At 60.1% G+C, this 25147-nt stretch carries 24 protein-coding genes; 7 read left to right on the forward strand and 17 right to left on the reverse strand.

Going from position 1 to position 25147, the window contains the following annotated elements; genetic code table 11:
• Window positions 1-81: 81 nt before the first annotated feature.
• The 5 genes from K5Y35_RS20430 to K5Y35_RS20450 form a co-directional block, all read right to left on the reverse strand.
• Complete coding sequence (locus K5Y35_RS20430) at window positions 82-1545, reverse strand: GDL motif peptide-associated radical SAM/SPASM maturase (RefSeq protein ID WP_222832764.1); 1464 nt, start codon at window positions 1543-1545, stop codon at window positions 82-84.
• A gap of 102 nt (window positions 1546-1647) precedes the next feature.
• A complete protein-coding gene (locus K5Y35_RS20435) occupies window positions 1648-2229 on the reverse strand; it encodes a DUF1842 domain-containing protein (protein ID WP_123464288.1) in 582 nt (193 codons plus the stop codon).
• A 42-nt stretch (window positions 2230-2271) separates the two neighbouring features.
• Complete coding sequence (locus K5Y35_RS20440; RefSeq protein WP_222832765.1) at window positions 2272-2892, reverse strand: DUF1842 domain-containing protein; 621 nt, start codon at window positions 2890-2892, stop codon at window positions 2272-2274.
• Window positions 2893-2926: 34 nt separating this feature from the next.
• The gene (locus tag K5Y35_RS20445) at window positions 2927-3112 is read right to left on the reverse strand and encodes a DUF1843 domain-containing protein (protein WP_128615464.1); all 186 of its coding nucleotides are present in this window, start codon (window positions 3110-3112) and stop codon (window positions 2927-2929) included.
• Window positions 3113-3836: 724 nt separating this feature from the next.
• Window positions 3837-4055 (reverse strand): hypothetical protein, encoded by a 219-nt coding sequence (locus tag K5Y35_RS20450; RefSeq protein WP_222832766.1) that lies wholly within the window; start codon window positions 4053-4055, stop codon window positions 3837-3839.
• A 190-nt stretch (window positions 4056-4245) separates the two neighbouring features.
• Here K5Y35_RS20450 and K5Y35_RS20455 point away from each other — a divergent pair, with 190 nt between their 5' ends.
• Window positions 4246-4566, forward strand: a complete 321-nt coding sequence (locus K5Y35_RS20455; RefSeq protein WP_410055905.1) for a lysozyme inhibitor LprI family protein — start codon at window positions 4246-4248, stop codon at window positions 4564-4566.
• 249 nt (window positions 4567-4815) lie between these two features.
• Here the strand turns inward: K5Y35_RS20455 and K5Y35_RS20460 are convergent, their stop codons facing one another.
• From K5Y35_RS20460 to K5Y35_RS20510, 11 genes are all read right to left on the reverse strand, one after another.
• Window positions 4816-5175 (reverse strand): DUF6124 family protein, encoded by a 360-nt coding sequence (locus K5Y35_RS20460; RefSeq protein WP_222832678.1) that lies wholly within the window; start codon window positions 5173-5175, stop codon window positions 4816-4818.
• Window positions 5176-5635: 460 nt separating this feature from the next.
• Complete coding sequence (locus K5Y35_RS20465; protein WP_222832768.1) at window positions 5636-8350, reverse strand: hypothetical protein; 2715 nt, start codon at window positions 8348-8350, stop codon at window positions 5636-5638.
• Window positions 8351-8626: 276 nt separating this feature from the next.
• The gene (locus K5Y35_RS20470; RefSeq protein ID WP_222832769.1) at window positions 8627-11374 is read right to left on the reverse strand and encodes a hypothetical protein; all 2748 of its coding nucleotides are present in this window, start codon (window positions 11372-11374) and stop codon (window positions 8627-8629) included.
• A gap of 164 nt (window positions 11375-11538) precedes the next feature.
• Window positions 11539-13218 (reverse strand): MFS transporter, encoded by a 1680-nt coding sequence (locus K5Y35_RS20475; protein ID WP_186747940.1) that lies wholly within the window; start codon window positions 13216-13218, stop codon window positions 11539-11541.
• A 189-nt stretch (window positions 13219-13407) separates the two neighbouring features.
• Window positions 13408-14175, reverse strand: coding sequence for a phosphonate ABC transporter, permease protein PhnE (phnE, locus tag K5Y35_RS20480; RefSeq protein ID WP_123464304.1), 768 nt, complete (start codon window positions 14173-14175; stop codon window positions 13408-13410).
• Window positions 14172-14996 (reverse strand): PhnE/PtxC family ABC transporter permease, encoded by an 825-nt coding sequence (locus K5Y35_RS20485; protein WP_222832770.1) that lies wholly within the window; start codon window positions 14994-14996, stop codon window positions 14172-14174. Before K5Y35_RS20485 ends, phnE begins: the two co-directional genes overlap by 4 nt.
• Window positions 14990-15787: a phosphonate ABC transporter ATP-binding protein gene (locus K5Y35_RS20490; protein WP_222832771.1), complete on the reverse strand. Its 798-nt coding sequence runs from the start codon at window positions 15785-15787 to the stop codon at window positions 14990-14992. Before K5Y35_RS20490 ends, K5Y35_RS20485 begins: the two co-directional genes overlap by 7 nt.
• The gene (locus tag K5Y35_RS20495) at window positions 15784-16647 is read right to left on the reverse strand and encodes a putative selenate ABC transporter substrate-binding protein (protein WP_222832772.1); all 864 of its coding nucleotides are present in this window, start codon (window positions 16645-16647) and stop codon (window positions 15784-15786) included. The genes K5Y35_RS20490 and K5Y35_RS20495 overlap by 4 nt, the downstream gene beginning before the upstream one ends.
• A 216-nt stretch (window positions 16648-16863) precedes the next feature.
• On the reverse strand, window positions 16864-17436 hold the full coding sequence (locus K5Y35_RS20500; RefSeq protein WP_222832773.1) for an HD domain-containing protein: 573 nt from the start codon (window positions 17434-17436) through the stop codon (window positions 16864-16866).
• A gap of 75 nt (window positions 17437-17511) precedes the next feature.
• The gene (locus K5Y35_RS20505; protein WP_222832774.1) at window positions 17512-18069 is read right to left on the reverse strand and encodes a helix-turn-helix transcriptional regulator; all 558 of its coding nucleotides are present in this window, start codon (window positions 18067-18069) and stop codon (window positions 17512-17514) included.
• 73 nt (window positions 18070-18142) lie between these two features.
• The gene (locus K5Y35_RS20510; protein ID WP_123464315.1) at window positions 18143-18544 is read right to left on the reverse strand and encodes a RidA family protein; all 402 of its coding nucleotides are present in this window, start codon (window positions 18542-18544) and stop codon (window positions 18143-18145) included.
• A gap of 115 nt (window positions 18545-18659) precedes the next feature.
• Between K5Y35_RS20510 and K5Y35_RS20515 the strand changes: the two genes are divergently transcribed.
• Window positions 18660-19553 (forward strand): LysR family transcriptional regulator, encoded by an 894-nt coding sequence (locus K5Y35_RS20515; RefSeq protein WP_123464320.1) that lies wholly within the window; start codon window positions 18660-18662, stop codon window positions 19551-19553.
• Between the two features lie 10 nt (window positions 19554-19563).
• Window positions 19564-19896 (forward strand): hypothetical protein, encoded by a 333-nt coding sequence (locus K5Y35_RS20520; RefSeq protein ID WP_261991205.1) that lies wholly within the window; start codon window positions 19564-19566, stop codon window positions 19894-19896.
• Here the strand turns inward: K5Y35_RS20520 and K5Y35_RS20525 are convergent.
• Window positions 19867-20754: a LysR substrate-binding domain-containing protein gene (locus K5Y35_RS20525; RefSeq protein ID WP_123464322.1), complete on the reverse strand. Its 888-nt coding sequence runs from the start codon at window positions 20752-20754 to the stop codon at window positions 19867-19869. The two genes, K5Y35_RS20520 and K5Y35_RS20525, sit on opposite strands and share 30 nt — an antisense overlap.
• 111 nt (window positions 20755-20865) lie before the next feature.
• On the opposite strand from K5Y35_RS20525, the gene K5Y35_RS20530 reads away from it, so the two are divergent.
• Genes K5Y35_RS20530 through K5Y35_RS20545 form a run of 4 tightly spaced genes read left to right on the forward strand, consistent with a single transcriptional unit; the run spans window position 20866 to window position 25104 of the window.
• A complete protein-coding gene (locus K5Y35_RS20530) occupies window positions 20866-21918 on the forward strand; it encodes an agmatine/peptidylarginine deiminase (protein WP_222832775.1) in 1053 nt (350 codons plus the stop codon).
• A gap of 3 nt (window positions 21919-21921) precedes the next feature.
• Window positions 21922-22830 carry an N-carbamoylputrescine amidase gene (gene aguB, locus K5Y35_RS20535; RefSeq protein ID WP_222832776.1) on the forward strand — a complete coding sequence of 303 codons (909 nt, stop codon included), beginning with the start codon at window positions 21922-21924 and terminating at the stop codon, window positions 22828-22830.
• Window position 22831: 1 nt separating this feature from the next.
• The gene (locus K5Y35_RS20540; RefSeq protein WP_222832777.1) at window positions 22832-23935 is read left to right on the forward strand and encodes an extracellular solute-binding protein; all 1104 of its coding nucleotides are present in this window, start codon (window positions 22832-22834) and stop codon (window positions 23933-23935) included.
• Window positions 23936-23982: 47 nt separating this feature from the next.
• The gene (locus K5Y35_RS20545; RefSeq protein ID WP_222832778.1) at window positions 23983-25104 is read left to right on the forward strand and encodes an agmatine/peptidylarginine deiminase; all 1122 of its coding nucleotides are present in this window, start codon (window positions 23983-23985) and stop codon (window positions 25102-25104) included.
• The last annotated feature ends 43 nt before the right edge of the window (window positions 25105-25147 follow it).

Consider the following 25147-nt stretch of genomic DNA (forward strand, 5'->3'; position numbering starts at 1 on the left):
ATCGGCTCCCTTTCCCCTCGTCCCCTGAGGGAGAGGGCCGGGGTGAGGGGGTAAATCCAACTGCACCCACAATCCCAACCCTTAAACCAATGTACTCGGCGGCGCGCCCAACAACCCCGTCAACGTACTCATGATCGCCTGCTGCCTTGCGCGGTCCGCCAGATACACCGCCTGCGCCGCCGCCACATCCGCCTGGCAATGCGGGCACGTTACCTCCTGCGGATAAATGTATTGCAGGCAACTGCGGCACAGGCTGAGCTGCACCGGTATCCGTCCTTCCTCCGGCGATTGCCGGCCCTGATTGATCCACGCCAGTTTGATCACCTGACCGCTGTCGCTGACGCTGCTGACCTTTTCCCCGGTGTCGATGCGCTCGGTGATCAGGTCGAAACGGCCGACGGCAAACGACTGCTGTGCGGCGTCCTCGACCTTGACGATGCGTTCGCGCAATCCGCGTTTTTCCAGCTCCAGCGTGCGGTAGTGGCAGTAGGGATTGTTGCCGGGTTTGCCCAACAGCGAGTGCGACGTCCAGGTGCAGCCGCCGCGACAGACGTCGTTGTAATAACAACTGCGGCAATAACCCCACATGTCATCGACCGAACGCAGACGCCCGAAGTGCATGCCTTCGCTGTAATGCCAGATGTCATGCAGGCTCATATTGCGCACGTTGCCACCGGAGAAGCCGACCGTGGCCAGCGACGGACAGCCTTTCACTGTGCCGTCCGCCTCCAGCGCCAGCACCGTTTGCCCGGCTGCGCAACCACTCCAGTGCACGCGCTCGTCACCGAAACCGCGCCAGATATGTTCATAGGGGCCGTAGTAGCCGATGTTGTTGCCAACGTTCATCAACAGGCCGCGATCCACGCCTTCGCGATACAGCCGCGCGAGCAACGGCATCACCTCCAGTAGCTGATACGGCTGTAACAGCAGTTCCGGATGGTCGACGGCATTGCCCATTGCGACGGTGATCTGGATCTGCCAATGGGTCGCGCCGAGTTCGATGATGGTGTCCATCAGTTCGGGCAAATCGGGCAGGGTGGCCGCGCCGATCTGGGTGTTGACGCTCACGGCCAGACCCAGGGCTTTGGCCCGGCGCAGGGTGTCCACCGCTTTGTCGAACGAGCCCGGCACATTGCGCACGGCATCGTGCAACGGCGCGAGGCCGTCGAGGGAAATGCCCACGCCATTGAGGCCGGCGTCGACCGCCGCCTGCATTTTCGCCGGGGTGAGATTGCGCCCGCCGGTCTGGATCGCGCAGTACATGCCGTGGTCGTGAATTGCCCGGATCAACTGCGTCCAGTCCTTGCGCAGATAGGCTTCACCGCCGATCAGGGTGATCTCGCGGGTGCCCAGCTCGGCCAGTGCGTCGATCACCTCCAGGCATTCGCGGGTATTGAGTTCGTCAGGTCGGCGATGCCCCGCGCGGGAGCCGCAGTGCAGGCATTTGAGGTCGCAGGCCAGGGTAATTTCCCAGACCACGTGCACCGGCACGTAGCGCTTGAGATCGGTGTCGCTGAGGTAGCGGGCAGGGCGGGCGTCTGACATGGGAAATCCTTACGCACGTACTTGTGCGCGGCACGAATGGATTGACCTTGGTTGTCACAAATCCCGGGCGGAATCATCGCTGACCCCGCCCGGGCCTGACAGTTAGCGCGCTTCCAGGCGCGCGATTTCCGCGTTCAGTTGCTCGAGTGCACCACGCAAGACGTCCTCGTGGGCCAGTTGCTGCTCGGCTTGCCGGACCACGGACTTGAGTTGCGCCAGATCACCACTGGCCTGTGCCTGCTGCACCGCCACGGCATACAACGGCAGGTACGGATGCGGTACCGGTTGCGGCTCGACCGTCGGTGCCTGGTGCACGGCGACATGTTTCATCTCGTGCCACTGGCCCTGTTCTTCATAGCGATAATCGACAAAACCGCTGGCCCAGTCGCCGGCCAGAATGCCTTTGAGGTGGAAGGTCTGGGCGATCTGGCTGAGCGGGCCGCTCGGGCTGCCGTCGAGGGTGAGGATGATGTGGTTTTCGACTTTCGACGTCAGCTTGGCCTCGGAATAACTGCCCCAGACCCGCGCACGAAAATTGACGGTGGGCCAGGTGGCCTGAAAGACACTGGCAATCCCGCTGACTTTTTTGTGCACGGTATCGACCAACAGATCGAGGGTCAGAACCGGGGCGCCAAGCATTGAATTGCTGACATTGAGACGGGTGTGAAAAAGTCCGATCGACATGGTGCTACTCCCTTAAATGAATGGCGGATTCAATGAACGGTTTCAGCGGCTTTGCAGACGGCTGACTTCGCTCTTCGCCTTTTCCAGCGCGCTTTGCAGTTGCGGTTGTTGATCGAGTTGCTGTTGGGCCAACTTCGCCAGGTTTTTCATCTGGGCCAGATCGCCGCTGGCGATGGCGCTCTGAATCGGTGCGGCGTACAGCGGCATGATCGGCGGGTGCGGGAGAATCACCGGGCCGGGTTCGAGTGGCGGGTAGAACGAGTCGACCAGATGCACAGGCGCGTTGCTCACCTCATGCCAGCGCTGGCCATCGAAGTATTCATAATTGGCCACGCCGTCCTTCCAGTCGGTGCCGACCACCAAATGCAGTTTGAACGTGACGATCGAGTTGGACCCAGGGCCGCCGTGATTGCCTTGCGCGGTAATCAGGATTTTGCTGACACCGGGCGCCATCACGGTCATGTAGGTGTATTCGCCCCAGACGTCCGCGTGGACGTCGAGCGGTGGGTTAATGGCTTGAGTGATCGCCGCCGTGCCGCTGACTTCTTGTTGTGGCGTGGAAACCAGCAGATTTAGCGAAAGCGTTTGTGCACCGGGCGCGTTTGTACCAATGCGATAGCACACCGGGAACAGGCCGACATGTTGCTGAGTGGAACCGGACATGGTGATTGCCTCCATTGCAATGTGGGAAATGGCCTTAACGTTTTTCCAGACGGGAAATTTCCCGGGCCAGTTTTTCGTACGCGTCCTTCAGGTCTTGCGCTTCAGGCTTTGTCGAGTCGCGCTGTTTCAACAAAGTCTTCATGTGGTGCACATCGCCGCCATCAATCGAACTCTGGATGGCGACGCCATACGGCGGGATGACGTGGGAGGATTGGGACATTTCGCGGGTTTCCTCGCAGGTGTGGCTCTACAGCCCCTTTGGGCAAAGGGGCGCCTTTCCTGACAGCCAGGCAGCAGCGTGCAACTCGGCAAACCCGGCAGGGTCTACCTGGCGTGGCACCGCCTGATCCGTCCGGATCTGTTTAACGCTTGAGGCAGTTCGCGCATGGGCGACGCGGCAGCGTCGATGCAGGCGCCAGCGGCGTCAGCCGAACCCGTCGGGTTTCGCGGGTGGCGCGATTGAATGGGTTTGCCATAACGACAAACAGAAGAAATTCGCCTGTACGTTGGTCATCATTCTTTCCTTGATAGAAAACAACGAAACACAGGGATCAGTTGGGCGCTCGAAAGCGTTTACAAGCGACTGCAATCCTTAAAAAACCATCCCTGTTTCTTTACCGGCAATGTCACGGACACCTGTCCGTTTGGTTGGCTGGCATATCGCCAGCCACGCAACCCTAGATCCGATTTCGACGGCCTGCCAGAAAAAGCGCCGAACGGTCATCGGTGCTCTCGGAAGGGACAATGCGGGGGGCGAAATCGTGCGCAGAATTACTGGTCTATCACTTTGATTTAAAAGAAAGTGATGGCAGTGTTTAGCGATGTTTAAGAGGGCGTGGAACTGTTTGAAATAAAAACTTCGTGCTTAAAGCCAATTGCAGAACCTCGACGAAAACAATCGCAAACAGCCAACGCCGACTCTTTGCGATCGCCTTCGTAAAAGACTAATTACCGTCGGCCACTTTGCGTTCGATTTCATCAATTTTGTTTTGCAGCGTCTCGGCGTCCTGCTCTTTCACGCGGGTGGACGAGGGGGTGATGATTTCATCCACGGCTTCAGTGTCATCATCGGGGTCTTCAAGATCACGCTCGACTACATGCACCGGTTTGCCGGACGTATCGGTGGGCGTGGCATTCGGGGTTTTGCTGTCATCGCTATTCATGGTGCAGACCTCCAGTGGTGTAAACATTGGAGGTGACGTTGCGGTGGGCGTTCGATATTTTTGCGTTGCACTGGAATGAGCGGTGTGCAGAAACTTTGTGCCACAACGATGGCTCGAATCGACTCGATCAACGACTGTCCGGATACCTGACGCCATGCCCCCGAAAAACCTCTTTGCAGCTTTGCTCGGTGTGTCTGTTCTGATAATCGGCGAGGCCAGCCACGCCGCCAGTTTCGACTGCGAGCGCGCCAATGCAGCCGACGAAAAAGCGATCTGCGCCAATCGCGCGCTTAACGATATGGACGTCAGCATGGCGCTGCTCTACAAGCTCGACCGACGCTTTCTGCCCATGGGCGGGCGTGACGCGTTGATCGGGCAGCAACACACCTGGCTGAAAAAACGCAGCCAATGCGCGGCTGATGTGAAATGCCTGACGGATATCTACCAGCAGCGCATTCAGGTTCTACAGCAGATCATTGATACCCGTGTGGTCACTCAGGGGCCGTTCTAGCACCCTGGTGTCGTCTGAGTGTGCTGCGATGAAACAAGAAAACCGCCGCCCCGGTTGAACGGGGCGGCGGTTTTTTTATGCATTAAGACTTGTGCTGGCTGTGAGGCCGCCATCGCGGGCAAGCCTGCTCCCACAGGAGGCGGTGTTGCTCACAAACCTGTATTTACACGCAGAACCAGTGGGAGCGGGCTTGCCCGCGATGGCGTCAGCGGCCACAACGCCTTGCTCGGTGCTTGTCACAGATCCGTGCTATTGGGGCAATTGCAGATTATCCAGCGCGCGGTTCACCGCCAGCTCGCTCAGCATGATCAGTTGCGCAATCCCCAACAGCGTCCGGCGCTGCGCTGCCGGCAACAGGGCGGCGGCGTCATGGGCGATGGTTCTGGCTGAAGCGAGTGTGTCGCTGGCATCGACCAGCAGTTCCTCGTTTTTGAAGTCGGCGGTGACGGCGTACATCCCGCGGGTTCTGCGTGGCAGTGGGGTGGAGCCGGGCGGGCAGAGGTAGTGATCGAGGGCGCGGTCGGCGGCTTCGTGGAGTTTTTTTGAGTCTAGGGATTCGTAGGGGGAGGTGGCGTCGGTTTCGGGCGGGTTTGGTGTTGGTTTGATCATGGTAAAGCTCCTTGAGAAATGGAGCCGTCAACCTTCGCTGCTAAACAAAGAGGTGGCGGCTTGTACGCGGGTTAGCAGACCAGGCTCAAGGATCCCGGCGCACCGAAGTGCCCCACGCAAAGCCGCCATAACATCATGGCGAGACTCGCGAGCCTTGAAAATTGCCGGGCTGCTAAACCCGATCACTGAACAATCAGCGACCGACCCACAATAGAACCCGCACCCAAGACCCACAAGCCGGCGGATTCTGGCGTAGCTGTAGGCAATGGCGCAAGGATGTGTAGCCTGTAAGACGTGTCTGAAGGTGTTTTTTAAACGCTGTGGTTTAAATGCAAAAGATCGCCGCCGAAGGCTGCGATCTTTTGATCTGCCTGTCAGCGACAGAATCAATTCCCCTCCACGCCCTTAGCGAGGTGGGAGGGGAATTAACGTTTTTCGTATCAAGGGGGCGGGATGCAAATCATGTGCAACACATTGAATATCCCAAAACGTAGAAAGGTTTGGTAAACCCGTTAGCTACTATCCATTGACGGTTGTTGCCGACAACCATGAAGTTGACGTGTTGGATGCACCCTATCGTCGCATCGGGGTGCGGATTGGCGGGGGCAGATGATAACTGGCAAGGGAAGAACGCTTCCATCTCATTCATTACGAGTGTGTTGTTGATTGAGGCAAGATCATGGGTGTCTCGCCATTTGTCGGCGTCTATGTTGGAAAAGAATGTGGTAGGCGACCGATGTATCCGCCTAACCCCACTCACCGTCACCTGAATCTCCACCACATCCCCACTCGCATCCGCAACGGTAAGGGTCGTCGTGCCATTCCCCGTCCCGGAAATCCGCCCGTTGGTTGGGTTGGCAACGGCAATCTCCTCATTGGCGGACGTGTAGGTATAGGGCGGGGTGCCTTGCTGCGGAAATCGGTCTGCGTAGGTGCCGACCGGCGGTGTCGGGTTGGCGACCAGAATTTTCTGCAGTTCTTCCCCGACCGCGATCCAGTTGCGGGCGCTGAGCACCACCGGTGTTTTGTCAATAATCAGCTCGGGCAACGCGGAGACTTTCAGGCTGCGCACGGTCGATGTCTGGCCTGAACCGTACAAGGCCTTGGCGGTGAAGGGGTGCTCTGCGACGGTCAGTCCGCTGATCCTGTGGCTCCAGATTCCGCTCAGCGGGTCGGCGCTGGCTTCGCCCTTGTCGGCGGCGCCGTCGAAGATTTGCACCTTCTGACCCGGGGTTGCGCTGCCGGTTAGGATCACGGTGGTGTCACGTGTCGTGCCTCCCTGCGGGATCTCCACGCCTTGGCTGTCTTCGGCCCGGGTGATCACTGGTTGCACGTCGGCGCCTGCCTTGACGGTATAAGAGCGCACCGGAAACCCCACCGCCGTCGCCGCATTCGCCACCCCGTCAAAATTAACCTTGAGTGTCACCTTCAAGTCACGGCCATCTTTCAAGCCTTTCAGCCAGGCCAGCGGCACCGCCCGGCTCAAGCCTGGCGCACCCACGGCCACTTCACCGCGAAGGTCGTCGAACGTCACGGTCTGGTCCTGATTGTCCTTGCCTTCGTACTGCAACCACAGCCGCTCACCCTCGACGTGCGGCCATGCCGCAACGGTGAGCAGGGCGGTGGGCTGTAACAACGCCACGTCGAGTTCATTGCCGGTCTTGCCATCCACCACCGGCGTCGGCAAACGTGCATCGCCCTCGGTAATTTTCGACACGCTCAGGTTCAGCTCATGCGATTGGGCAACCTCTGCGTTATTGCGATTCAGGTGCCAGCGAAACACCAGGGGCTTGCCTTGTCGTGCGGTCAGAAAAGCCTGGCTCAACAAGGTGTTGGTGCGTTTATTGGCGTTGAATTCCACCAATGGAAACCTTGGTGCACCTGCGGGTGGGTTTACTTCCACCAACTGTGCTTTATCGCCTGGCAGGTGTTCTAAATACTCGACCTGAATGGTCACGCCCTGCGGATAGGCCAGCGCGTCGATCGGGCTCACTGCCTTCAGCAGCACCGGCGGCAACAACTCGATAGCCTCTGAGCCGGTAACTTCGGCCACGGCATTTTTCGAAGTGGCGAAGACGTTGCCATTTCTCAGCAATTCGTACTTCGCCCGCACCACACTGCCGGCGATCACTTTGGCGTTGGGCACCATCAGTTTGTAGGTGAACGGGATCCGCACGACGTCCTGTTCCACACTGTGCAGGGTGACTGTGTTGTTCGCCGAGGTGGCGCTGTAGCTCACGCGGATTTTATCGTTGGGTTGCCACAACGGAGCAAAGGTGTGGACCAATACGGTCAGGTCCTTGCCGGCGAGTTTGTCCAGATCAATAGTGCTCGGATCGTCGTTCGGGTCATCCGGATCCTCGGCCAGATCGGGGGCGACCAGGCGGGTTTCCCTAAGATGCACATCGACCTCCACCGTGCCGGAGTAGGGCGAATCGGTGTCCGGCCCGTTGCCGAGCTGGTCGGTGACGGTGTAGGAAAAGATGAACTTCGGGGTATCCCCGGCGCTCAGGAACACCGCTTCGTCGACCATCAAGCAGATCCTGGTCGGCTCGGCCGAGGGAATGGGCGGGGCCTCGGCGGCGGTCACGGTGTGCGTGACATCCTGACCGTTGCAGTTCAATCGGATCTGGTCGTAGGCGCGGCAGTAAGGGTAGGCGAAACACACTTGCACGCCCTGTTTGGCGCGGTCGGCATCGATGCCGTCGTCGAGCACATCTTGGGGCAGGATCAGTTGCAGTTCCGAATGAGCGCTATCGCCGGGCGAGCGGTCCTCGATGCCGGGGCGGATGGTGTTGTACAGCAGGGTCAGCTCCGGCGTGGAGGTGCCTTTGTTCTGGCTGATGCGGGTGATGGTGTAAACGAGGGTATTGACGCGATCGGTCAGCAGCAGGCCCTTGGGCAGGTACAGGGTGTGACGTGAATTTTCTTCGCCAGCCTGGACGGTTTTTGTGGCTTCGGTATCGGCGCCGTTGAGCCGCAGCCGAATGACATCGCCTTCTTCCAGCAAGTCGTCTGGCGGCGGATCGACGACGATGGTCAGGCCCATGGGCTTGAGGTCGTAGACATGCTTGGGCACACCATAGACAGCACCGACCACCGGGGTGGTGGCGTCTGGAGCGTGAGGAGGGAATAGCGCCAATATGGTGTTGTCGCTGGATTTGGCTGTGGCCATGTTTACGGCTCCTGGTCGGTGGGCGGGCAGGAGTTATCAGAGCGCGTTGTGGGGTACAGCGCACCTGTCAGATCTGACAGGTGCGTTGGGGTTTGCGACGAGTGGTCGGGGTGCGGCTAACTGTTAGCGGACCGGTGCGAATCGGGTAGGTCTTCAACAGCAAAAGATCGCAGCTTTCGGCAGCTCCTGATTTTTGCAGGCGTCGCCGAAGGCTGCGATCTTTTGTACTAAAAAACGGGAAAATGTGGTTTGGCCCCGTTTAGTTGTTAGGTTTAATCAGCCATACAAACATAACGCTGGTCGCCCATATCCATCCGTATTGGTACCCCATGGGACGCTACCCGAATTTCCGAAGGTTCCCGTAAGATTGAAATAGTAATGTGTGCCGCCGCCGCCATCTGCAAGCCACGCACCGAAAAGTGCGCTGGGATGATTGTGAATCAAGGGCCATCCCAGCAGGGCCGCCACGTCAGCTCGTTCTTTGGCGTAGAGATCATAAAACGCTCTCATTTCAGCGAGAGTGGCAAGGCGCCCACCTCTTGAAATGCAGTAACTGTGGGCGTTCGGCCATGACCGCCAAGTCGAGTCGTTTCTCAATATGGTTCTGATCCCCCCAACCGTCACCAGGTAAGAAGCTTGTGTACCGTTGGCGTCAGTGATGTTGATTCTTGTGGTGCCATTGGTTCTGCAAGTTACCGTTCCTGTTAGCTCGGTCACACTGGCTACAACAGGGTTTGACGAGATGTATTTGTAGGGACCTATACCGCCCGATGCCGCTTGCGTGAAGATCGCCTCTGTCGGCGCGTACACCGGTGGCCGTCCCTCGGCTACGATGAAGGTCGTCAGGTTCAGCGTTTTGTCAGCACCGGGATCAAGGACGGGGAATGCCGGTTCTACTGTCAGTGTTCTGGCCGGCGACGATGCGCCAGAGCCGTACAGCGCTTTGGCAGTAAAACTGTGACTGCCCAAGTCCAGATCTGTAACAGTCAGCCTCCATTCTCCATCTGTCGGACTTGCGAAGGGTTCACCTTTAGATTCGTCACCATCCACTACATCAACTTGTTGGCCCCTTGCGGCTATACCGATGAGAATCACTGAAGTTTCTACTGTGTAGCCGTTGTCCGGGATTTCGATGTTGCTCGGTGGTAAGCCTTTGATTGAGTCGATTGTCGGTTTCACATCCTCCACGGTGCTGACGGTGTAAATGCGCACCGGAAACCCAACCGCCGTCGCCGCATTCGCCACCCCATCAAAATTAACCTTGAACGTCACCTTCAACTCGCTGCCATCTTTCAAGTCTTTCAACCAGTCCAGCGGCACCGCCCGGCTCAAGCCTGATGCACCCACGCCCACTTCACCGCGAAGGTCGTCGAAGGTCACGGTCTGGTCCTGATTGTCCTTGCCTTCGTACTGCAACCACAGCCGCTCACCCTCGACGTGCGGCCATGCCGCAACGGTAAGCTGGGCGGTGGGCAGCAACAGCAGAATGTCGAGTTCATTGCCGGTCTTGCCATCAATGAGCGGCGTCGGCAAACGCGTATCGCCCTCGTTAATCTTCGACACGCTCAGGTTCAGCTCATGCGATTGGGCAACCTCTGCGTTATTGCGATTCAGGTGCCAGCGAAACACCAGGGGCTTGCCTTGTCGTGCGGTCAGAAAAGCCTGGCTCAACAAGGTGTTGGTGCGTTTATTGGCGTTGAATTCCACCAATGGAAACCCTGGTGCACCTGCGGGGGGGTTAACTTCCACCAGCCGCGCTTTGTCGCCTGGCAGAGCGCCCAGATATTCGACCCGGATGGTCACGCCTTGCGGATAGGCCAGCGCGTCGATCGGGCTCACCGCTGGTTTCAGCAGTACTGGCGGCAACAACTCGATAACCTCTGAACCGATGACTTCGGCCACGGCATTTTTCGAAGTGGCGAAGACGTTGCCATTTCTCAGCAATTCGTACTTCGCCCGCACCACGCTGCCGGCGAGCACTTTGGCGTTGGGTACCATCAGTTTGTAGGTGAACGGGATCCGTCCGACCTCTGCCTCCACCGTATGCGACACCACCGTTTCATTGGGTCTGCTAGCGGTATAGCTCACGCGGATTTTATCGTTGGGTTGCCACAACGGAGCAAAGGTCTGGACCAATACGGTCAGGTCCTTACCGGCGAGTTTGTCCAGATCGATGGTGCTCGGATCGTCGGTCGGGTCATCCGGATCCTCGGCCAGATCGGGGGCGGCCAGGCGGGTTTCCCTAAGATGCACATCGACCTCCACCGTGCCGGAGTAGGGCGAATCGGTGTCCGGCCCGTTGCCGAGCTGGTCGGTGACGGTGTAGGAAAAGATGAACTTCGGGTTGTCCCCGGCGCGCAGGAACACCGCTTCCTCGACCATCAAGCAGACCCTGGTCGGCTCGGCCGAGGGAATGGGCGGGGCCTCGGCGGCGGTCACGGTGTGCGTGACATCCTGGCCGTTGCAGTTCAATCGGATCTGGTCGTAGGCGCGGCAGTAAGGGTAGGCGAAACACACTTGCACGCCCTGTTTGGCGCGGTCGGCGTCGATGCCGTCGTCGAGCACATCCTGGGGCAGGATCAGTTGCAGTTCGGAATGAGCGCTATCGCCGGGCGAGCGGTCCTCGATGCCGGGGCGGATGGTGTTGTACAGCAGGGTCAGCTCCGGCGTGGAGGTGCCTTTGTTCTGGCTGATGCGGGTGATGGTGTAAACGAGGGTATTGACGCGATCGGTCAGCAGCAGGCCCTTGGGCAGGTACAGGGTGTGACGGGAATTTTCTTCGCCAGCCAGGACGGTCTTTGTGGCTTCGGTATCGGCGCCGTTGAGCCGCAGCCGAATGACATCGCCTTCTTCCAGCAAGTCTTCTGGCGGCGGATCGACGACGATGGTCAGGCCCATGGGCTTGAGGTCGTAGACATGCTTGGGCACACCATAGACAGCACCGACCACCGGGGTGGTGGCGTCTGGAGCGTGGGGAGGGTATAGCGCCAATATGGTGTTGTCGCTGGATTTGGCTGTGGCCATGTTTACGGCTCCTGGACGGTGGGCGGGCAGGAGTTATCAGAGCGCGTTGTGGGGGAAAGCGCACCTGTCAGATCTGACAGGTGGCGACGAGCGGTCATTTATGTGCTTGCGCCAACCGCTGTAGGCGCTACCGCAGCCTGCGGCAGCGCCTACAGGGATTCGGTTCAATCCTTGAGAATGTCGCGATCCTTGGTTTCCGGCAGGAAGAATATGCCGAGTACCGCGGTCATCACGGCAATCACGATCGGGTACCACAAGCCGTAATAGATATCGCCGGTGGCGGCGACCATGGCGAACGCCACCGTCGGGAGGAAGCCGCCAAACCAGCCGTTACCAATGTGATAGGGCAGCGACATCGAGGTGTAGCGGATACGCGTCGGGAACAGTTCCACCAGCCACGCGGCGATCGGGCCATAGACCATGGTCACGTAGATCACCAGCACGGTCAGCAAGAGCAGCACCATTGGCTCGTTGGTTTTTGCCGGGTCGGCTTTCTCCGGGTAACCGGCGTCCTTGAGTGCGGTGCCGAGGGTCGCGGTGAAGGCATCGTTGCGCGTCTTGAAGTCGGCAGCGGGCAGCGCACTGCCTTCGAAACTCTCGACCACTTTGTCGCCAATGCGCACTTGCGCGATGGTGCCGGGTTCGGCAATCACGTTCTCATACGGGATCGCCCGTTTCGCCAGCAGGGTCTTGGCCAGGTCACAGGAACTGGTGAATCGGGCCTTGCCCACCGGGTCGAACTGGAACGAACACTGATCGGGATTGGCGATCACTTTGACCGGGTTCTTCTCCTGGGCGATGAACACGTCGGGATTTCCGTACTGGGTCAGCGCATGGAAGATCGGGAAGTAGGTCAGCGCCGCCAGAATGCACCCGGCCATGATGATCGGCTTGCGCCCGATGCGGTCGGAGAGGCTACCGAAAATCACGAAAAACGGTGTGCCGATCAGCAGTGAACCGGCGATCAGCAGGTTAGCGGTCTGTGGGTCGATCTTCAGGGTCTGCAACAGGAAGAACAGCGCATAGAACTGCCCGGTGTACCAGACCACGGCCTGGCCAGCCGTGCCGCCGAGCAGCGACATGATCACCACTTTCAGGTTGTTCCAACGGGCGAAGGATTCGGTCAGCGGCGCTTTCGATGCCTTGCCTTCGGCCTTCATTTTCTGGAACACCGGCGACTCGCTCAGTTGCAGGCGGATGTACACCGAGATGATCAGCAGCAGAATCGACAGCAGGAACGGAATGCGCCAGCCCCAGGCTTCGAACGCTTCGGTGCCCAGCGCGGTGCGGCAGGCGAGAATCACCAGCAACGACAAAAACAGGCCCAGCGTTGCGGTTGTTTGAATCCATGAGGTGAAGAAGCCGCGCTTGTTGCGTGGCGCGTGTTCGGCCACGTAAGTCGCGGCGCCGCCATACTCGCCGCCCAGCGCCAGGCCTTGCAGCAAGCGCAGGGTGATCAGGATGATCGGCGCGGCGACGCCAATGGTCGCGTAACCGGGCAGCAAGCCGACGATAGCGGTCGAGATCCCCATGATCACGATGGTGATCAGGAACGTGTGTTTGCGCCCGATCATGTCGCCGAGCCGGCCAAACACAATTGCACCGAACGGCCGCACGGCAAACCCTGCCGCAAAGGCGAGCAGGGCAAAGATGAACGCAGTGGTTTCGTTGACGCCGGCAAAGAAGTGTTTGGCGATGATCGCCGCCAGCGAGCCGTAGAGGTAAAAGTCGTACCACTCGAAAACCGTACCGAGGGACGAGGCGAAGATGACCTTGCGCTCCTCCTTGGTGATGCCGCCGCTGCGCGGTGGACTGCCGGTGGACGTTGTGTAGGTTGTGGCCATGGGTGTTCTCCGTTGTGCTTATTGTTGTAGGCCGGAGTCCCCCGTTACTGCTTATCGCACTCTGGCCTTGTGACAAATGCCGCCATTGCTCCCGCGTGAAACTTGCACAGTCTGACCACCTCGCATCGCTGCAAGGTTTTCTGAAGCATAATCAGCTTTTGTCAGATATCCACTCACCAGCATCTGTGTCTACGCCTTGACCCAACGCTGGCGGCTCCACGCACTCAACCAGTCGACCACAAACACCAGCACCAGCATCGCCAGAATCACCGTGCTGGCCTGCGCTTCCTGGAACAGACTGAGGCTGACGTACAACATCTGCCCCAGTCCGCCGGCACCGACAAAACCGAGCACGCTGGCCATGCGAATGTTGTTTTCCCAGCGGTAGAGAATGTACGCCAACAGTTGCGGCGCAAGGTTGGGCAGGGTGCCGTAACAGAACGCGAGGATCGGGTTGCCGCCCTGCAGGCGAATGGCTTCGGCCGGTTGTGGCGGGGTGTTTTCCAGCGCTTCGGCGAACAACCTGCCGAGCACGCCGGTGGTGTGCAAGGCGAGGGCGAGGGTGCCGGCGTTGGGGCCGAGTCCGGCGGCGAGCACCATCAGCGCGGCCCAGACCAGTTCCGGAATTGCTCGCAGACCGTTAAGCAGCAACCGTGAAGCACTTTGCAGCGGCCAGCCAAAACGCCCGGCGGCGGGCAGCGCGAGGACGATGCCGAACACCGCCGCGAGCAGGGTGCCGAGGGCTGACATGGCCAGGGTTTCCAGCGAACCATGGAAGATCGCTTTCAGGTACTCCGCGCTCAGGTCCGGGCTGAGGAAGCGCTGCACATAGGCGCCCATCTGCTTGAGGCTGGTGGCACTGCCCAGTTCACCAAGGTCCAGGCCCAGGTAGGCGAACGAAGCGATAACGGCCACGCCGATGCCCGCGATCAGCAACAGGTTAATCAGGCGATTCATGTCAGCCTCCAGCGCAGCAAGCGACTGAGCTGATCGGCGCCCAGCACCAATAGCAGGAAGGTCAGCAGAATGCTGGCGACTTCACCGCCGGCGAACATGCGGATCGACAAGTCGATTTGCTGGCCCAGCCCGCCGGCGCCGACAAACCCCATCACCACGGAAGCGCGGATCGCGCATTCCCAGCGATAGACCGTGTACGAAAGCAGTTCTGACCCGACGTTGGGCAACGTGCCGTAGGCAAACGCTGCCAGCCGACCGCTGCCGGCCTGCAACAAGGCATGCGCCGGGCGCTGGTCGGTGGACTCGAAAATCTCCGCATACACCTTGCCGAGCATGCCGCTGTAGGTGATCGCGATGGCCAGCACGCCCGCCGCCGGACCGAGGCCAACAGCGCGCACGAACAGCAGCGCCCAGACGATCTCCGGCACGCTGCGCAAAAAAATCAGCAGGCCGCGCACCGGCCAGCGCAGCAATCGTCCCAGGCGACTGGGCACGCCACCCTGCGAAGCCGCCGACAGCGACAGGGCGCGACTGGCCAGCAGGCCGGCAGGGATTGCCAGCAATAGCGCCAGGGCCATGCCGGCGGTGGCGATGGCCAGGGTTTGCAGGGTGGCTTTGAGCAGCAGCTGAAGAAACCCTTCGTCATGCGCCGGTGGCCAGAACTGCGCGACAAACCGGCCCATTTCATTCTGGCTGTCGGGCAGCAGCACGCCCAGGTTCAATTCGCTGAGCTGGATGCCCGGCCACAGCAAAGCAATCGCCAGCAACGTCAGCAGCAGACGCGGCCATGCGGCGGGATCGCGTGAATCGGCTTTCAGCATCGTGGAATCTGCACGGTCAGAGGCGCCACCGCAATGGTCGGTGATTGCAGTTTTTCATTGGCGTAAAGCGCGTCGAGCATTTCCGGGGTGACGCGATCAGAAGGGCTGTCGAACAGAATCTGCCCGTCGCGCAAACCGATGATTCGCGGGAAGTGCGACAACGCCAGATCCACCGCATGCAAGCTCGCCACCAGTGTGACGTTGTGCTCACGGGCGTGGCGCGACAGGATCGACAACGTGTGCCCGGCCATCACCGGGTCCATAGCTGACACCGGTTCGTCGGCCAACAGGATTTCCGGTGCCTGATACAGCACTCGCGCAATTCCGACACGTTGCAACTGACCGCCGGAGAGTTGCTGGCAATGGGCGAACAATTTGTCGCCCAGATCCAGCCGCGCCAACGCCGCGCGGGCGCCGGGTACGTCCAGTGGATGCAACAGATTCAGTAGACTTTTACCCAGACTCCACTGGCCGAGCTTGCCGGCCAGGACCGCCGTGACCACGCGCTGACGCGGCGGCAGCGGCGGTGCCTGATGCACCAGGCCGATGCGCGCGCGCAGGCGTTGGCGTTGGCGGGCAGACAAGTGCCAGGCGCGCTCGCCCAACACTTCGACGTCGCCGCTACTGGGGCGCAGGGCGGTGGCCAGCAGGTTGAGCAAACTCGATTTACCGGCCCCGGACGGGCCGATGATAGCGACCTGTTCGCCCGCGCCAATCTGCAAGTCGATGCCGCGCAGGGCATCGACTCCGTTGGCGTGGCGCAGGCTGCCGTGGTTGAGGCGTAGTGTCATTTCAGCAGTTCGGCAGCGCGGGCGGCTTCCTCGATACCCTTGTAGTTCTCCGGCCTGGTTTCAATGAAGCGGCTGGCGGCTTGCAGATCAAGAATCTTCTTCTGCTCAGGGTTGGCCGGGTCCAGATCAAGGAAGGCTTTCTTGATCTTCGCCGCCAGGGCCGGATCGAGGGTGCCGCGCACGGTCCAGTTGTAATCGAAGTAGGTCGGGGTGGTGGCGAAGACTTTTACCTTGCTGGTGTCGACCTTGCCGGCATCGACCAGTTTCTGCCAGACACTGGCGTTGAGCACGCCGGCATCGACTTTGCCCGCCTGCACCCAGGCGACGGTGGCGTCGTGAGCGCCGGAATAGGCAACGCGGCTGAAATACGCTTCCGGCTTGATGCCATCGTTTTTCAGCATGAAATAACGCGGCATCAGGCTGCCGGAGGTGGACGACACCGAACCGAACGCGAAGGTCTTGCCCTTGAGGTCGGCCAGGCTTTTCACGTTCGGGTCGGCGGTGATGAATTTACTGGTGAACTGCGCATCCTGCTCGCGCTGGACCAACGGGATCACTGGTGTTGTTGCGTCGGTCTTCAAACGCGCCTGCACGAAGGTGAAACCGCCAAGCCAGGCCAGGTCGAGGCGATCGGTCGCCAGCGCTTCAACCACCGCCGGGTAATCGGCCACCGGCACGAACTGCACCTTCATGCCCAATTGCTGCTCCAGATAGGCGCCCAGCGGCTCGAATTTGCGCAGCAACTCGGTCGGGGCTTCATCGGGAATCGCGCTGACGCGCAACACGTCGGCCGCTTGGGCCATGAATGCAGAAAAGGACAGGGCCAGGCCGGCGGTCAGTGCCAGGGTTCGTTTGAGCATGGAATTCTCCGTTTCGTAAGCGTCAAAAGGGCTGAAGTGGCGACGTGAGGCGCAAACTCAGGGTAGACGAAACGGCGAGGTTATACGCACTCAAGGCATCAAAGACCAGCATGGGTGATTGGCGGGTTGGATGTAACCACTAGAAATCCATAAAACCACGCGAAAGGTCAGCGCGGATAACTGCTTAATCCGTGGCCCCAAACGTCGAGTGGCAGTTCACTTCGCTTGCTGGATTCGTGCATGGGTGTCCTGATCGATGAGCGCGCGCAGTGCGGCGAAAATCGGTGCGGCACTGGTGTGTTTCTTGCCGTATGTCAGATTGAAGCGGTAGTCGAAATCGGCCGGGTTGTGGCCCTGAGTGTGTTGCAGCAGGGTCTCGAGCTTGTCCAGCGCCTTGACCGCTTTGGCTTCGGCTGACCGGGCATTTTCGTAGTCGTCCCACAGAGCGAGAATTTCGTTTCTCAGGGTGTTATCGAGTGAACGGGTCAGCAGCAGGAGGTCATTTCGCTCCTGCTCACTCTTGTCGGGGAACGCGGCCTGATCGACTGCCGGAATGTCGCCGTTGATGGCTTCGCCCAAGTCGTGAATTACGCACATCCTGAGCACTTTAAGCAGGTCGAGTCCGGCCAGTTCATCGGCGAAAACTATCGCCATCAGGCACAGGCGCCAGCTGTGTTCGGCGGTACTTTCGGTGCGCCCACTGGAAGTGTGTGCGCTTCTGAGGACGTCCTTGAGTTTTTCCGCTTCACGCAGGAATTCGAGGCGTCCGCTGATTTTTTCGAGGTCCATGAACTTGCCCGGTGGTGGAGCCGAGCAGCAAGCCTAGGGCCGATGCGGTTGAGCGTCCACGCATAAAATATGCGTTCAGAGCGTCTCGACCAGCCGCGCGGCAGTGCCGTCGGACAGTGGAATACGCGTCCAGCGGCACAGGCTCTGGCGGATCGGCACAAGGTCGGAGTCATTGTTGCCGGTGACAAATTCCAGCGCCGGTGGCGCCGGCAGTTCGCGCCAACCGAGGGTGTCGAGCGCCCGTTCGTTGTTGGCAATTTCCGGCGTCACGAAAGGCCACAGCGATTGTCCGAGCAATTCGCTCAGCGGGCTGGAGAACTGCGCGGCGCGGGCCGGGGAACAGGCCAGCAAACGGTGGGTGAGGTCGCAGACCAGATGAACCGGTCGTGCGCTTTCGCACACCAACCGCGCGAGAGCCTGATCGGCCGCCGTGTCGAGGCGCGCGGCCAACAGTTGCTCAAGCTGTAGATGCGCAGCCGGATCCAGCGCCAGCACGCCGCTTTCCCAGCGGGAAATGGTCGATTGGGTGACGCTGAACATCTGCGCGGCGTGGCTTTGCTTGACGCGATGCAACAGGCGCCAACGACGCAGGGCGATACCGGGCAGGGCAGGTTTGAGCATTGAAACTGACATGACGGCTGTCGGAAAAGACTAAAGGGTCGCCAGTCTGAAGACTGCCGACCCCTGCTGCAAATCGATCTGACGATCAGGCTGCTTCGGGTAGCCGGGCAATCACCTTTATCTCGAAATCAAACCCATACAGCCACGTCACACCAACCGCCGTCACCGTCGGATGTGGCGCCTCGCCCCAGAACTCGGTCAGCACCACATCCCAGATCGTCTCGAATTTCGACTGGGGATCAACGATGAATACGGTGACATCAACCACCTCATCGAAGCTGGCACCGGCCTCTTCAAGGATTGCATTGAGGTTAGTGAAAGCCTGACGCACCTGGTTTTTCAGGTCTGGCTCTGGCTTGCCGTCCTCGGTGCTGCCGACCTGTCCCGAGACAAACAGAAAACCGTTGGAGCGAATGGCTGGCGAGTAACGGTGGCGTTCGTAAAGCGTGCGGCGTGCGGATGGAAAAACAACATCGCGCTGAGTCATGGGAGTGTCTCCTTCATTTGAGTTGATGGAGCCACTGTAGGTATTTGCAGGCCAGCGATAAACGCGCAAGCTTGGCGTTCACTGTTTGTGAAATCCAAACAATCGAGGGCACACCTTGGACCGTTTTGACGCAATGCAGGCCTTCGCCCGAGTGGTCGAGGCGGGAAGTTTCACCAAAGCGGCGGAAACCTTGCATATGAGCAAGACCACCGTGACCCAACTGGTTCAGCAACTGGAGGCGCGCCTGCGGGTCAAGTTGCTCAATCGCACCACGCGCAAGGTCAATGTCACCGCCGATGGCGCGGCGTATTACCAACGCGTGATCCGCTTGCTCGCCGACCTCGATGATGCTGAAACCAGCCTGCCCGGCGCGGCGGCATCACCTTCGGGCCGGCTGCGAGTGGACGTCCCGAGTCCGCTCGCACGTTTGATTCTGGTGCCGGCCCTGCCTGAGTTTCACGCGCGTTATCCGGATATTCAGATCGACATGGGCGTCAGTGACCGTATCGTCGACATCATTGATGAGAACGTCGATTGCGTGGTGCGCGGCGGCGAACTCATGGACCTGTCGCTGATGGCGCGCAAGGTCGCCGATCTGCAGTTGGGGGTGTTTGCCGCACCGCAATACCTGGCACGCGCGGGCATTCCCGCGCACCCGAGAGACCTGGAAGACAGCCACCATCGCGTGGTCGGTTTTCTCTGGGCACGCACCGGCAAACCGGTGCCATATGCCTTGCACAACGCCAGCGAAAACCTGCAAATCAAGGGGCGGCACGTATTGGCAGTCGATGACGGCAACGCCTACCTCGCGGCAGGCCTGGCGGGCATGGGCGTGCTGTGGCTGCCCAAGTACATGTCTGCCGCCCATCAAGCGCGTGGCGAGCTGGTGCCGCTGTTCGAAGACTGGAAACTCGCGCCGATGCCGCTCTACATTGCTTATCCGCCGAACCGGCATGTCAGCCTGAAATTGCGCGTGTTTATCGATTGGGTCGTTGAGTTAATGGCGTAGAAGCATTGTGGTGCAGTTATTGCTGGCCTGCGACCGCTGCGCCAATAAAGGCCTGCATATCTACTCGATGCATCCCAATCAGGGTGTGCTGGAGCGGCACGCAGTGAATCGCATCATCGATTTCGAGCACTTCGCCAGCCAGGGTCTCGCGGTGGACAGCGAGCGGCTCGGGCGTGCCGGTGAAGTCAGCGCAGAAAATTTTGATGAAGCCCAGTACCTTCGATTGAATGACGATGTCAGGATCGCGATTTCCCAGGGATCGTTCTCCAGCGGCTATCAGCACTACGTGCTGTGCGGGCGTCTCGAGGGACGTTTAGGCGCCGGGGTTTTCTCGGCTGTTTGAGCCAAGGCTCAGGTTGGCGGATAACCAATCGATAAAAGACCTGGTCATGGGGTCATTTTCACTGTCGCGGTGGGTCAGCAGTGCCCAGTTTGGCCCGCGAATAGTCGCCTCGACCAGCGGTTGCAACAAGCCGTCAGCGCGCGCCTGACGGCTTAGCAACTGACTCACCAGCGCAATCCCAAGCCCCGCGCAAGCCGCGTCCAGTAGTAGTCCCGGGTCGGAAAAATTCAACCCCTGAGCCTGCTGGCCGACATCGATACCGGCCTCGACCGCCCAATGGCTCCAGTCCATTTCCCGCTCGCCATGCAAGGTGCTGCGTTGCGCTGCCGGCGTGTTCAGCAGGCGCGGATGGCACGCCGGATAAAGTCGATCGCTTTGCAGCACTTTGAAACTGCACTCAGCCTGCGCGCTGATATCGTCGCGAATCGCGATGTCGATGGTCTGCGTGGCCATATCCGGCACCTCGTCGGTACTGTAGATCCACAGATCCACGTCGGGATGCTGATCGCGAAAGTCCGCCAATCTTGGTAACAACCAATGCCGGGCAAACGCCGGTGTCGTGTTGAGCACCAGTTGATTGGGTTTCTGATACTGCCCCAGGCGCCGAATCCCCACTGCCAATTGCTGCAACATCGCTTGCGTGGTGCTGAGCAAATCGTGCCCGGCATCGGTTAACGCGACGCTGCGACCGCTGCGAAAAAACAACGGCTGCTCAAGGTAAGCCTCAAGGTTGCGAATCTGCTGACTGATCGCCGACTGCGTGAGGTTCAACTCATCGGCGGCCTTGTGAAAACTGCCCAGTCGGGCGGCGGCTTCGAAGCCGCGCAGGGAGCTGAGCGGCGGCCAGTGCTTGAGCATGTCGATAAGTTCCTCTAATCAGTTGTGCGCTAAATCCATCGTTTGTTTGCCTGTTTTTGCGTCCGTAGCATGTTCGGCGTGAACACAATGGCTTAACTAGCGAGGTTTATCATGCAGCACAACGACAATAAAAACAGCGCCTGGATGATGCCGGCAGAATGGGTAACCCATGCTGCGACGTGGATGGTCTGGCCGCACAACCAGGCGTTGTGGGAATCCGGCTGGCGCGTGACCCTGGCGCAGGTGCAGGAAGATTTCGCTGGCGTGGCCAACGCCATCGCCCGTTTCGAGCCGGTGAAACTGGTGGTCGATCCTTCGGCGCTCGCCAGTGCCAAAGCCCTGTGCGGACCGAACATCGAACTGATCCCGTTGGCGGTCAACGACAGCTGGTGCCGCGACTCCGGCCCGAGTTTCGTCTGCCACCCGCAACATGGGCTGGCCGGTGTGAGCTGGCGCTTCAACGCGTGGGGCGGCAAGTCGGCGCACGATCTGGATGAGAGCCTGGCGCGCCGTGCGCTCAATCACCTTGGCCTGGAATGCTTCGGCACACCGCTGAGCAACGAGGGCGGGGCGATTCATGTCGATGGCGAAGGCACGCTGATCACCACCGAATCGGTGCTGCTCAACCCCAATCGCAACCCTGGCATGAGCAAGGCCGAGATGGAGGAAATCTTCAGTCGCCTGCTCGGCGCGAAGAAAACCATCTGGCTGCCGGGCGATCCGGACTACGTTACCGGCGACATGACTGACGGCCACGTCGATGGCGTTTGTGCCTTCGCCCGGCCCGGCGTCTTGATGGTGGATGCGACACGTGATCAGTCTTCGGTTTACGCCGAAGTGGCACGGGAAAACCGTCGTGCGCTGGAACTGGCCACCGACGCCCACGGACGCAAGTTCGAGCTGATCGAGCTGTTCGAAGCCACCGACGCGGTCGATACCGAAGCTGAAGTGTTCTGCGCCTCGTACACCAATTTCTACATCGTCAATGGCGCGATCATCATGCCGGCCTACGGCATCGAGGCCGATCACCTGGCGGCGAAAACGCTGGCGCAAGCCTTCCCCGGGCGCGAAGTGGTGCCGGTGCGCATCAATCACCTGGCGCATGGCGGCGGCGGTGTGCATTGCATCACCCAGCAACAGCCGGCCTGGCCGGTGGAGGGTTGAACGATGACCTTGTTGACCATCGCCACCACCCAGATGCCGTGCACCTGGGATTTGCCGGGCAACCTCGACCGGGCCGAGCAACTTGTACGCGACGCGGCGCAGCAGGGCGCGCAAGTGGTCCTGTTGCAGGAGCTATTCGCCACGCCGTATTTCTGCATCGAACAAAACCATCAACATATGGCGCTTGCCGAGGAGTATCGCGACAGCCGCGTTCTCGCGCGCTTCGCCGCACTGGCCCGGGAGATGGGCGTGGTGTTGCCGTTGAGCTGGTTCGAAAAGGCCGGCAATGCCTATTTCAATTCGCTGGCCGTCGCCGATGCTGACGGACGTCTGTCGGGCGTGTACCGCAAGACCCATATCCCCAACGCCGTCGGCTATCAGGAGAAGGAATATTTCAGCCCCGGCGACAGCGGTTTCAAAGTCTGGGATACCGCGTTCGGCCGCCTCGGCGTGGGCATCTGCTGGGATCAGTGGTTCCCGGAAACCGCGCGCTGCCTGGCGTTGATGGGCGCTGAAGTGTTGCTCTATCCCACGGCCATCGGCTCGGAACCGGGCAACGCGGCACTGGATTCCCGCGACCATTGGCAGATGACCATGCGCGGCCACGCCGCCGCCAATCTGCTGCCGGTGGTGGCGTCGAACCGCGTTGGTCGCGAAGTGGCGAGCACCGATCCTCATCTGCAAATGAGCTTCTACGGCTCGTCGTTCATCAGCGATCACAAGGGCCAGTTGCTCGCGGTGGCCGACCGCGACAGCAGCGGCGTGCTTGTCCACTCACTCGACCTTGCCGCCATGCGCGAGGAGCGCCTGAGCTGGGGCATCTATCGCGATCGCCGTCCGGACATGTACGGCGCGTTGCTCAGCCAGGATGGCCGCCACCTCCACGCACGCTGGAACACTCAAGGGGTCTGACATGACGACTCAACACAAGCGGTTGCTCGGCGCGATTGGCCTGGCATTGACCTGCGCAATGCCGTCGCTGCACGCCGAAGACAATACCCTGCGGCTATACAACTGGGCCGATTATTTTGCCGAAGACACGCTGAGCCGGTTCACCGCCGAAACCGGGATCAAAGTGATCTACGACGTCATGGACGGCAGCGAAACCCTCGAAGCCAAGATGCTCTCCGGCGGCAGCGGATACGACCTGATTTTCCCCGGCGACACCGTGGCCGAGCGTCTGATGCGTGCCGGCAGCCTGATGCCGCTGGATCAATCGAAGCTGACCGCACTGGGCGACATCGAGCCTGGTTTGCAGAAGCTGCGCAGCCATTACGAACACTCCAGTAAAGCCACGGTGCCTTACACTTGGGGCACCATCGGCCTGACCTATAACGCCGAGCAGATCAAACAGCGCATGGCCGATGCGCCAGTGAACAGTCTGGACATGTTGTTCAAACCGGAGCTGGCGGCGAAGTTCGCCGATTGCGGGATCTCGATGATCGATTCGCCCGATGAAGCGCTGGCAGTGGTGCTCAATTACCTGGGGCGCGATCCGCGCAGTGCAAAACCGGCGGATCTGGCGGCGGCCAGTGAGCTGTTGATGAAGCTGCGGCCGTACATTCGCAAGTTCCAGTCGCAACCGGTGACCGATCTGGTCAACGGCAATCTGTGTCTGTCGCTCGGTTACAGCGGCGACATGACTCAGGCCCAGCGCACCTCGGACAGCGCCGGCAAGCACACACGCTTCCAGTACCGTGTGCCCCGTGAAGGCACCACGGTGTGGATGGACACCATGGCCATTCCGGTCGACGCCCGACATCCGGAATACGCCTACGCGTTTATCAACTTCGTCATGCGCCCGGAGAACATGGCCGCGATCAGTAACTTCACCGGTTACCCGACTTCCAGTGCCAAGGCGCGCTCGGGCGTCGATGCAAGCATGCGCGACAACCCGGACATCTACCTCGACGAGGCAACCTATGCTCGGTTGATTCCGGGCAAGGATATCCCCCAGGCCGACATGCGCGCCCGCATGCGCACCTGGACCAAATTCAAGACGGCCACCGGCCAATGACCCAAGGCCGGCGGGTTGGCCGGCCTTTTTTCTACAGGAACTGCAACATGTCGACTCGTCGCGAGTTCATCAAGCAAGTCACGGTCGCCGCAGGTGTCGGCGCAACGTTCATGGGCCTCGGCCTGTCGCCGGGCAAGGTATTCGCCGCTGCACAAGGGCGCTGGTTCATGCCCGATGAGGGCGACAAACATGCGCGCGCCTACATTGCCTTCGGCGCGCAGGATGCAATCTGGGAAGACTTCACTGCGGATGTGCAGGCAGCCCTGGGCCGCGTCGCCCGAGCCATTGCCCGCTTCGAACCGGTTACGGTGTTCTGCCGCAAGCACGAGCGCAGCCTCGCCGAAACACATTGCGGCACTGACAACATCACGTACGTGGCGGCCGCGCTGGATGACATCTGGATGCGCGACATCGGCGCCAACTTCGTGATCGACGACAAGGGCGGTCTGGGCGCGGTGGATTTCAATTTCAACGGTTGGGGCGGCAAGCAGCGGCACAGCAAGGACGCACAGATCGCCGCGCGAGTGGCCGACGACGCGCAAGCCATTTACCAACGCAGCGAACTGGTGGGCGAGGGCGGGGGGATCGAAGTCGATGGCCACGGTACCGGGATCATGACCGAAAGCAGCTGGATCAACGCCAACCGCAATCCTGACTGGAGCAAAGCTGACGTCGAAGCAGAACTGAAGGAGCGTCTGGGCTTGCGCAAAATCATCTGGCTGCCGGGCATCAAGGGCAAGGACATCACCGACGCCCACGTCGATTTCTACGCACGGTTCATCAAGCCTGGCGTTGTCATCGCCAACCTCGACACCGACCCTGAATCCTACGATCACAAGGTCACCCTGGCGCACCTGGAAATCCTCAAGCGCGCCACCGATGCCGACGGGCGCACATTGCAGATCCACACGGTTTCGCCGCCGCTCAAACCGCGCAAAAGCAAGTTCAGCCAGAACAACCCGGATTTCGCCGCTGGCTACATCAATTACTTCGTGATCAACGGCGCGATCATCGCCCCGGAATTCGGCGATAAGGCAGCCGATAAACAGGCCTTCGACCTGCTCGCCGAGCTGTACCCGGAGCGTGAAATCGTGCAGCTCGACATCGACGCCATTGCCGCCGGCGGTGGCGGGATTCACTGCGTGACCAGTCATCAACCACAGGCGTGATTGACTCGGAGGCGGATCGGGCCAACTATCGGCGGATAACAAC

This window comes from Pseudomonas sp. SC3(2021) (assembly GCF_019856535.1).
GTDB lineage: Bacteria > Pseudomonadota > Gammaproteobacteria > Pseudomonadales > Pseudomonadaceae > Aquipseudomonas > Aquipseudomonas monsensis.

Bases quoted from the DNA above. Each gene is read 5' to 3' on its own strand.
- K5Y35_RS20430 (WP_222832764.1), bottom strand. From the start codon at position 1,545: ATGTCAGACGCCCGCCCTGCCCGCTACCTCAGCGACACCGATCTCAAG.
- K5Y35_RS20435 (WP_123464288.1), bottom strand. From the start codon at position 2,229: ATGTCGATCGGACTTTTTCACACCCGTCTCAATGTCAGCAATTCAATG.
- K5Y35_RS20440 (WP_222832765.1), bottom strand. From the start codon at position 2,892: ATGTCCGGTTCCACTCAGCAACATGTCGGCCTGTTCCCGGTGTGCTAT.
- K5Y35_RS20445 (WP_128615464.1), bottom strand. From the start codon at position 3,112: ATGTCCCAATCCTCCCACGTCATCCCGCCGTATGGCGTCGCCATCCAG.
- K5Y35_RS20450 (WP_222832766.1), bottom strand. From the start codon at position 4,055: ATGAATAGCGATGACAGCAAAACCCCGAATGCCACGCCCACCGATACG.
- K5Y35_RS20460 (WP_222832678.1), bottom strand. From the start codon at position 5,175: ATGATCAAACCAACACCAAACCCGCCCGAAACCGACGCCACCTCCCCC.
- K5Y35_RS20465 (WP_222832768.1), bottom strand. From the start codon at position 8,350: ATGGCCACAGCCAAATCCAGCGACAACACCATATTGGCGCTATTCCCT.
- K5Y35_RS20470 (WP_222832769.1), bottom strand. From the start codon at position 11,374: ATGGCCACAGCCAAATCCAGCGACAACACCATATTGGCGCTATACCCT.
- K5Y35_RS20475 (WP_186747940.1), bottom strand. From the start codon at position 13,218: ATGGCCACAACCTACACAACGTCCACCGGCAGTCCACCGCGCAGCGGC.
- phnE (WP_123464304.1), bottom strand. From the start codon at position 14,175: ATGAATCGCCTGATTAACCTGTTGCTGATCGCGGGCATCGGCGTGGCC.
- K5Y35_RS20485 (WP_222832770.1), bottom strand. From the start codon at position 14,996: ATGCTGAAAGCCGATTCACGCGATCCCGCCGCATGGCCGCGTCTGCTG.
- K5Y35_RS20490 (WP_222832771.1), bottom strand. From the start codon at position 15,787: ATGACACTACGCCTCAACCACGGCAGCCTGCGCCACGCCAACGGAGTC.
- K5Y35_RS20495 (WP_222832772.1), bottom strand. From the start codon at position 16,647: ATGCTCAAACGAACCCTGGCACTGACCGCCGGCCTGGCCCTGTCCTTT.
- K5Y35_RS20500 (WP_222832773.1), bottom strand. From the start codon at position 17,436: ATGGACCTCGAAAAAATCAGCGGACGCCTCGAATTCCTGCGTGAAGCG.
- K5Y35_RS20505 (WP_222832774.1), bottom strand. From the start codon at position 18,069: ATGTCAGTTTCAATGCTCAAACCTGCCCTGCCCGGTATCGCCCTGCGT.
- K5Y35_RS20510 (WP_123464315.1), bottom strand. From the start codon at position 18,544: ATGACTCAGCGCGATGTTGTTTTTCCATCCGCACGCCGCACGCTTTAC.
- K5Y35_RS20525 (WP_123464322.1), bottom strand. From the start codon at position 20,754: ATGCTCAAGCACTGGCCGCCGCTCAGCTCCCTGCGCGGCTTCGAAGCC.
- K5Y35_RS20530 (WP_222832775.1), top strand. From the start codon at position 20,866: ATGCAGCACAACGACAATAAAAACAGCGCCTGGATGATGCCGGCAGAA.
- aguB (WP_222832776.1), top strand. From the start codon at position 21,922: ATGACCTTGTTGACCATCGCCACCACCCAGATGCCGTGCACCTGGGAT.
- K5Y35_RS20540 (WP_222832777.1), top strand. From the start codon at position 22,832: ATGACGACTCAACACAAGCGGTTGCTCGGCGCGATTGGCCTGGCATTG.
- K5Y35_RS20545 (WP_222832778.1), top strand. From the start codon at position 23,983: ATGTCGACTCGTCGCGAGTTCATCAAGCAAGTCACGGTCGCCGCAGGT.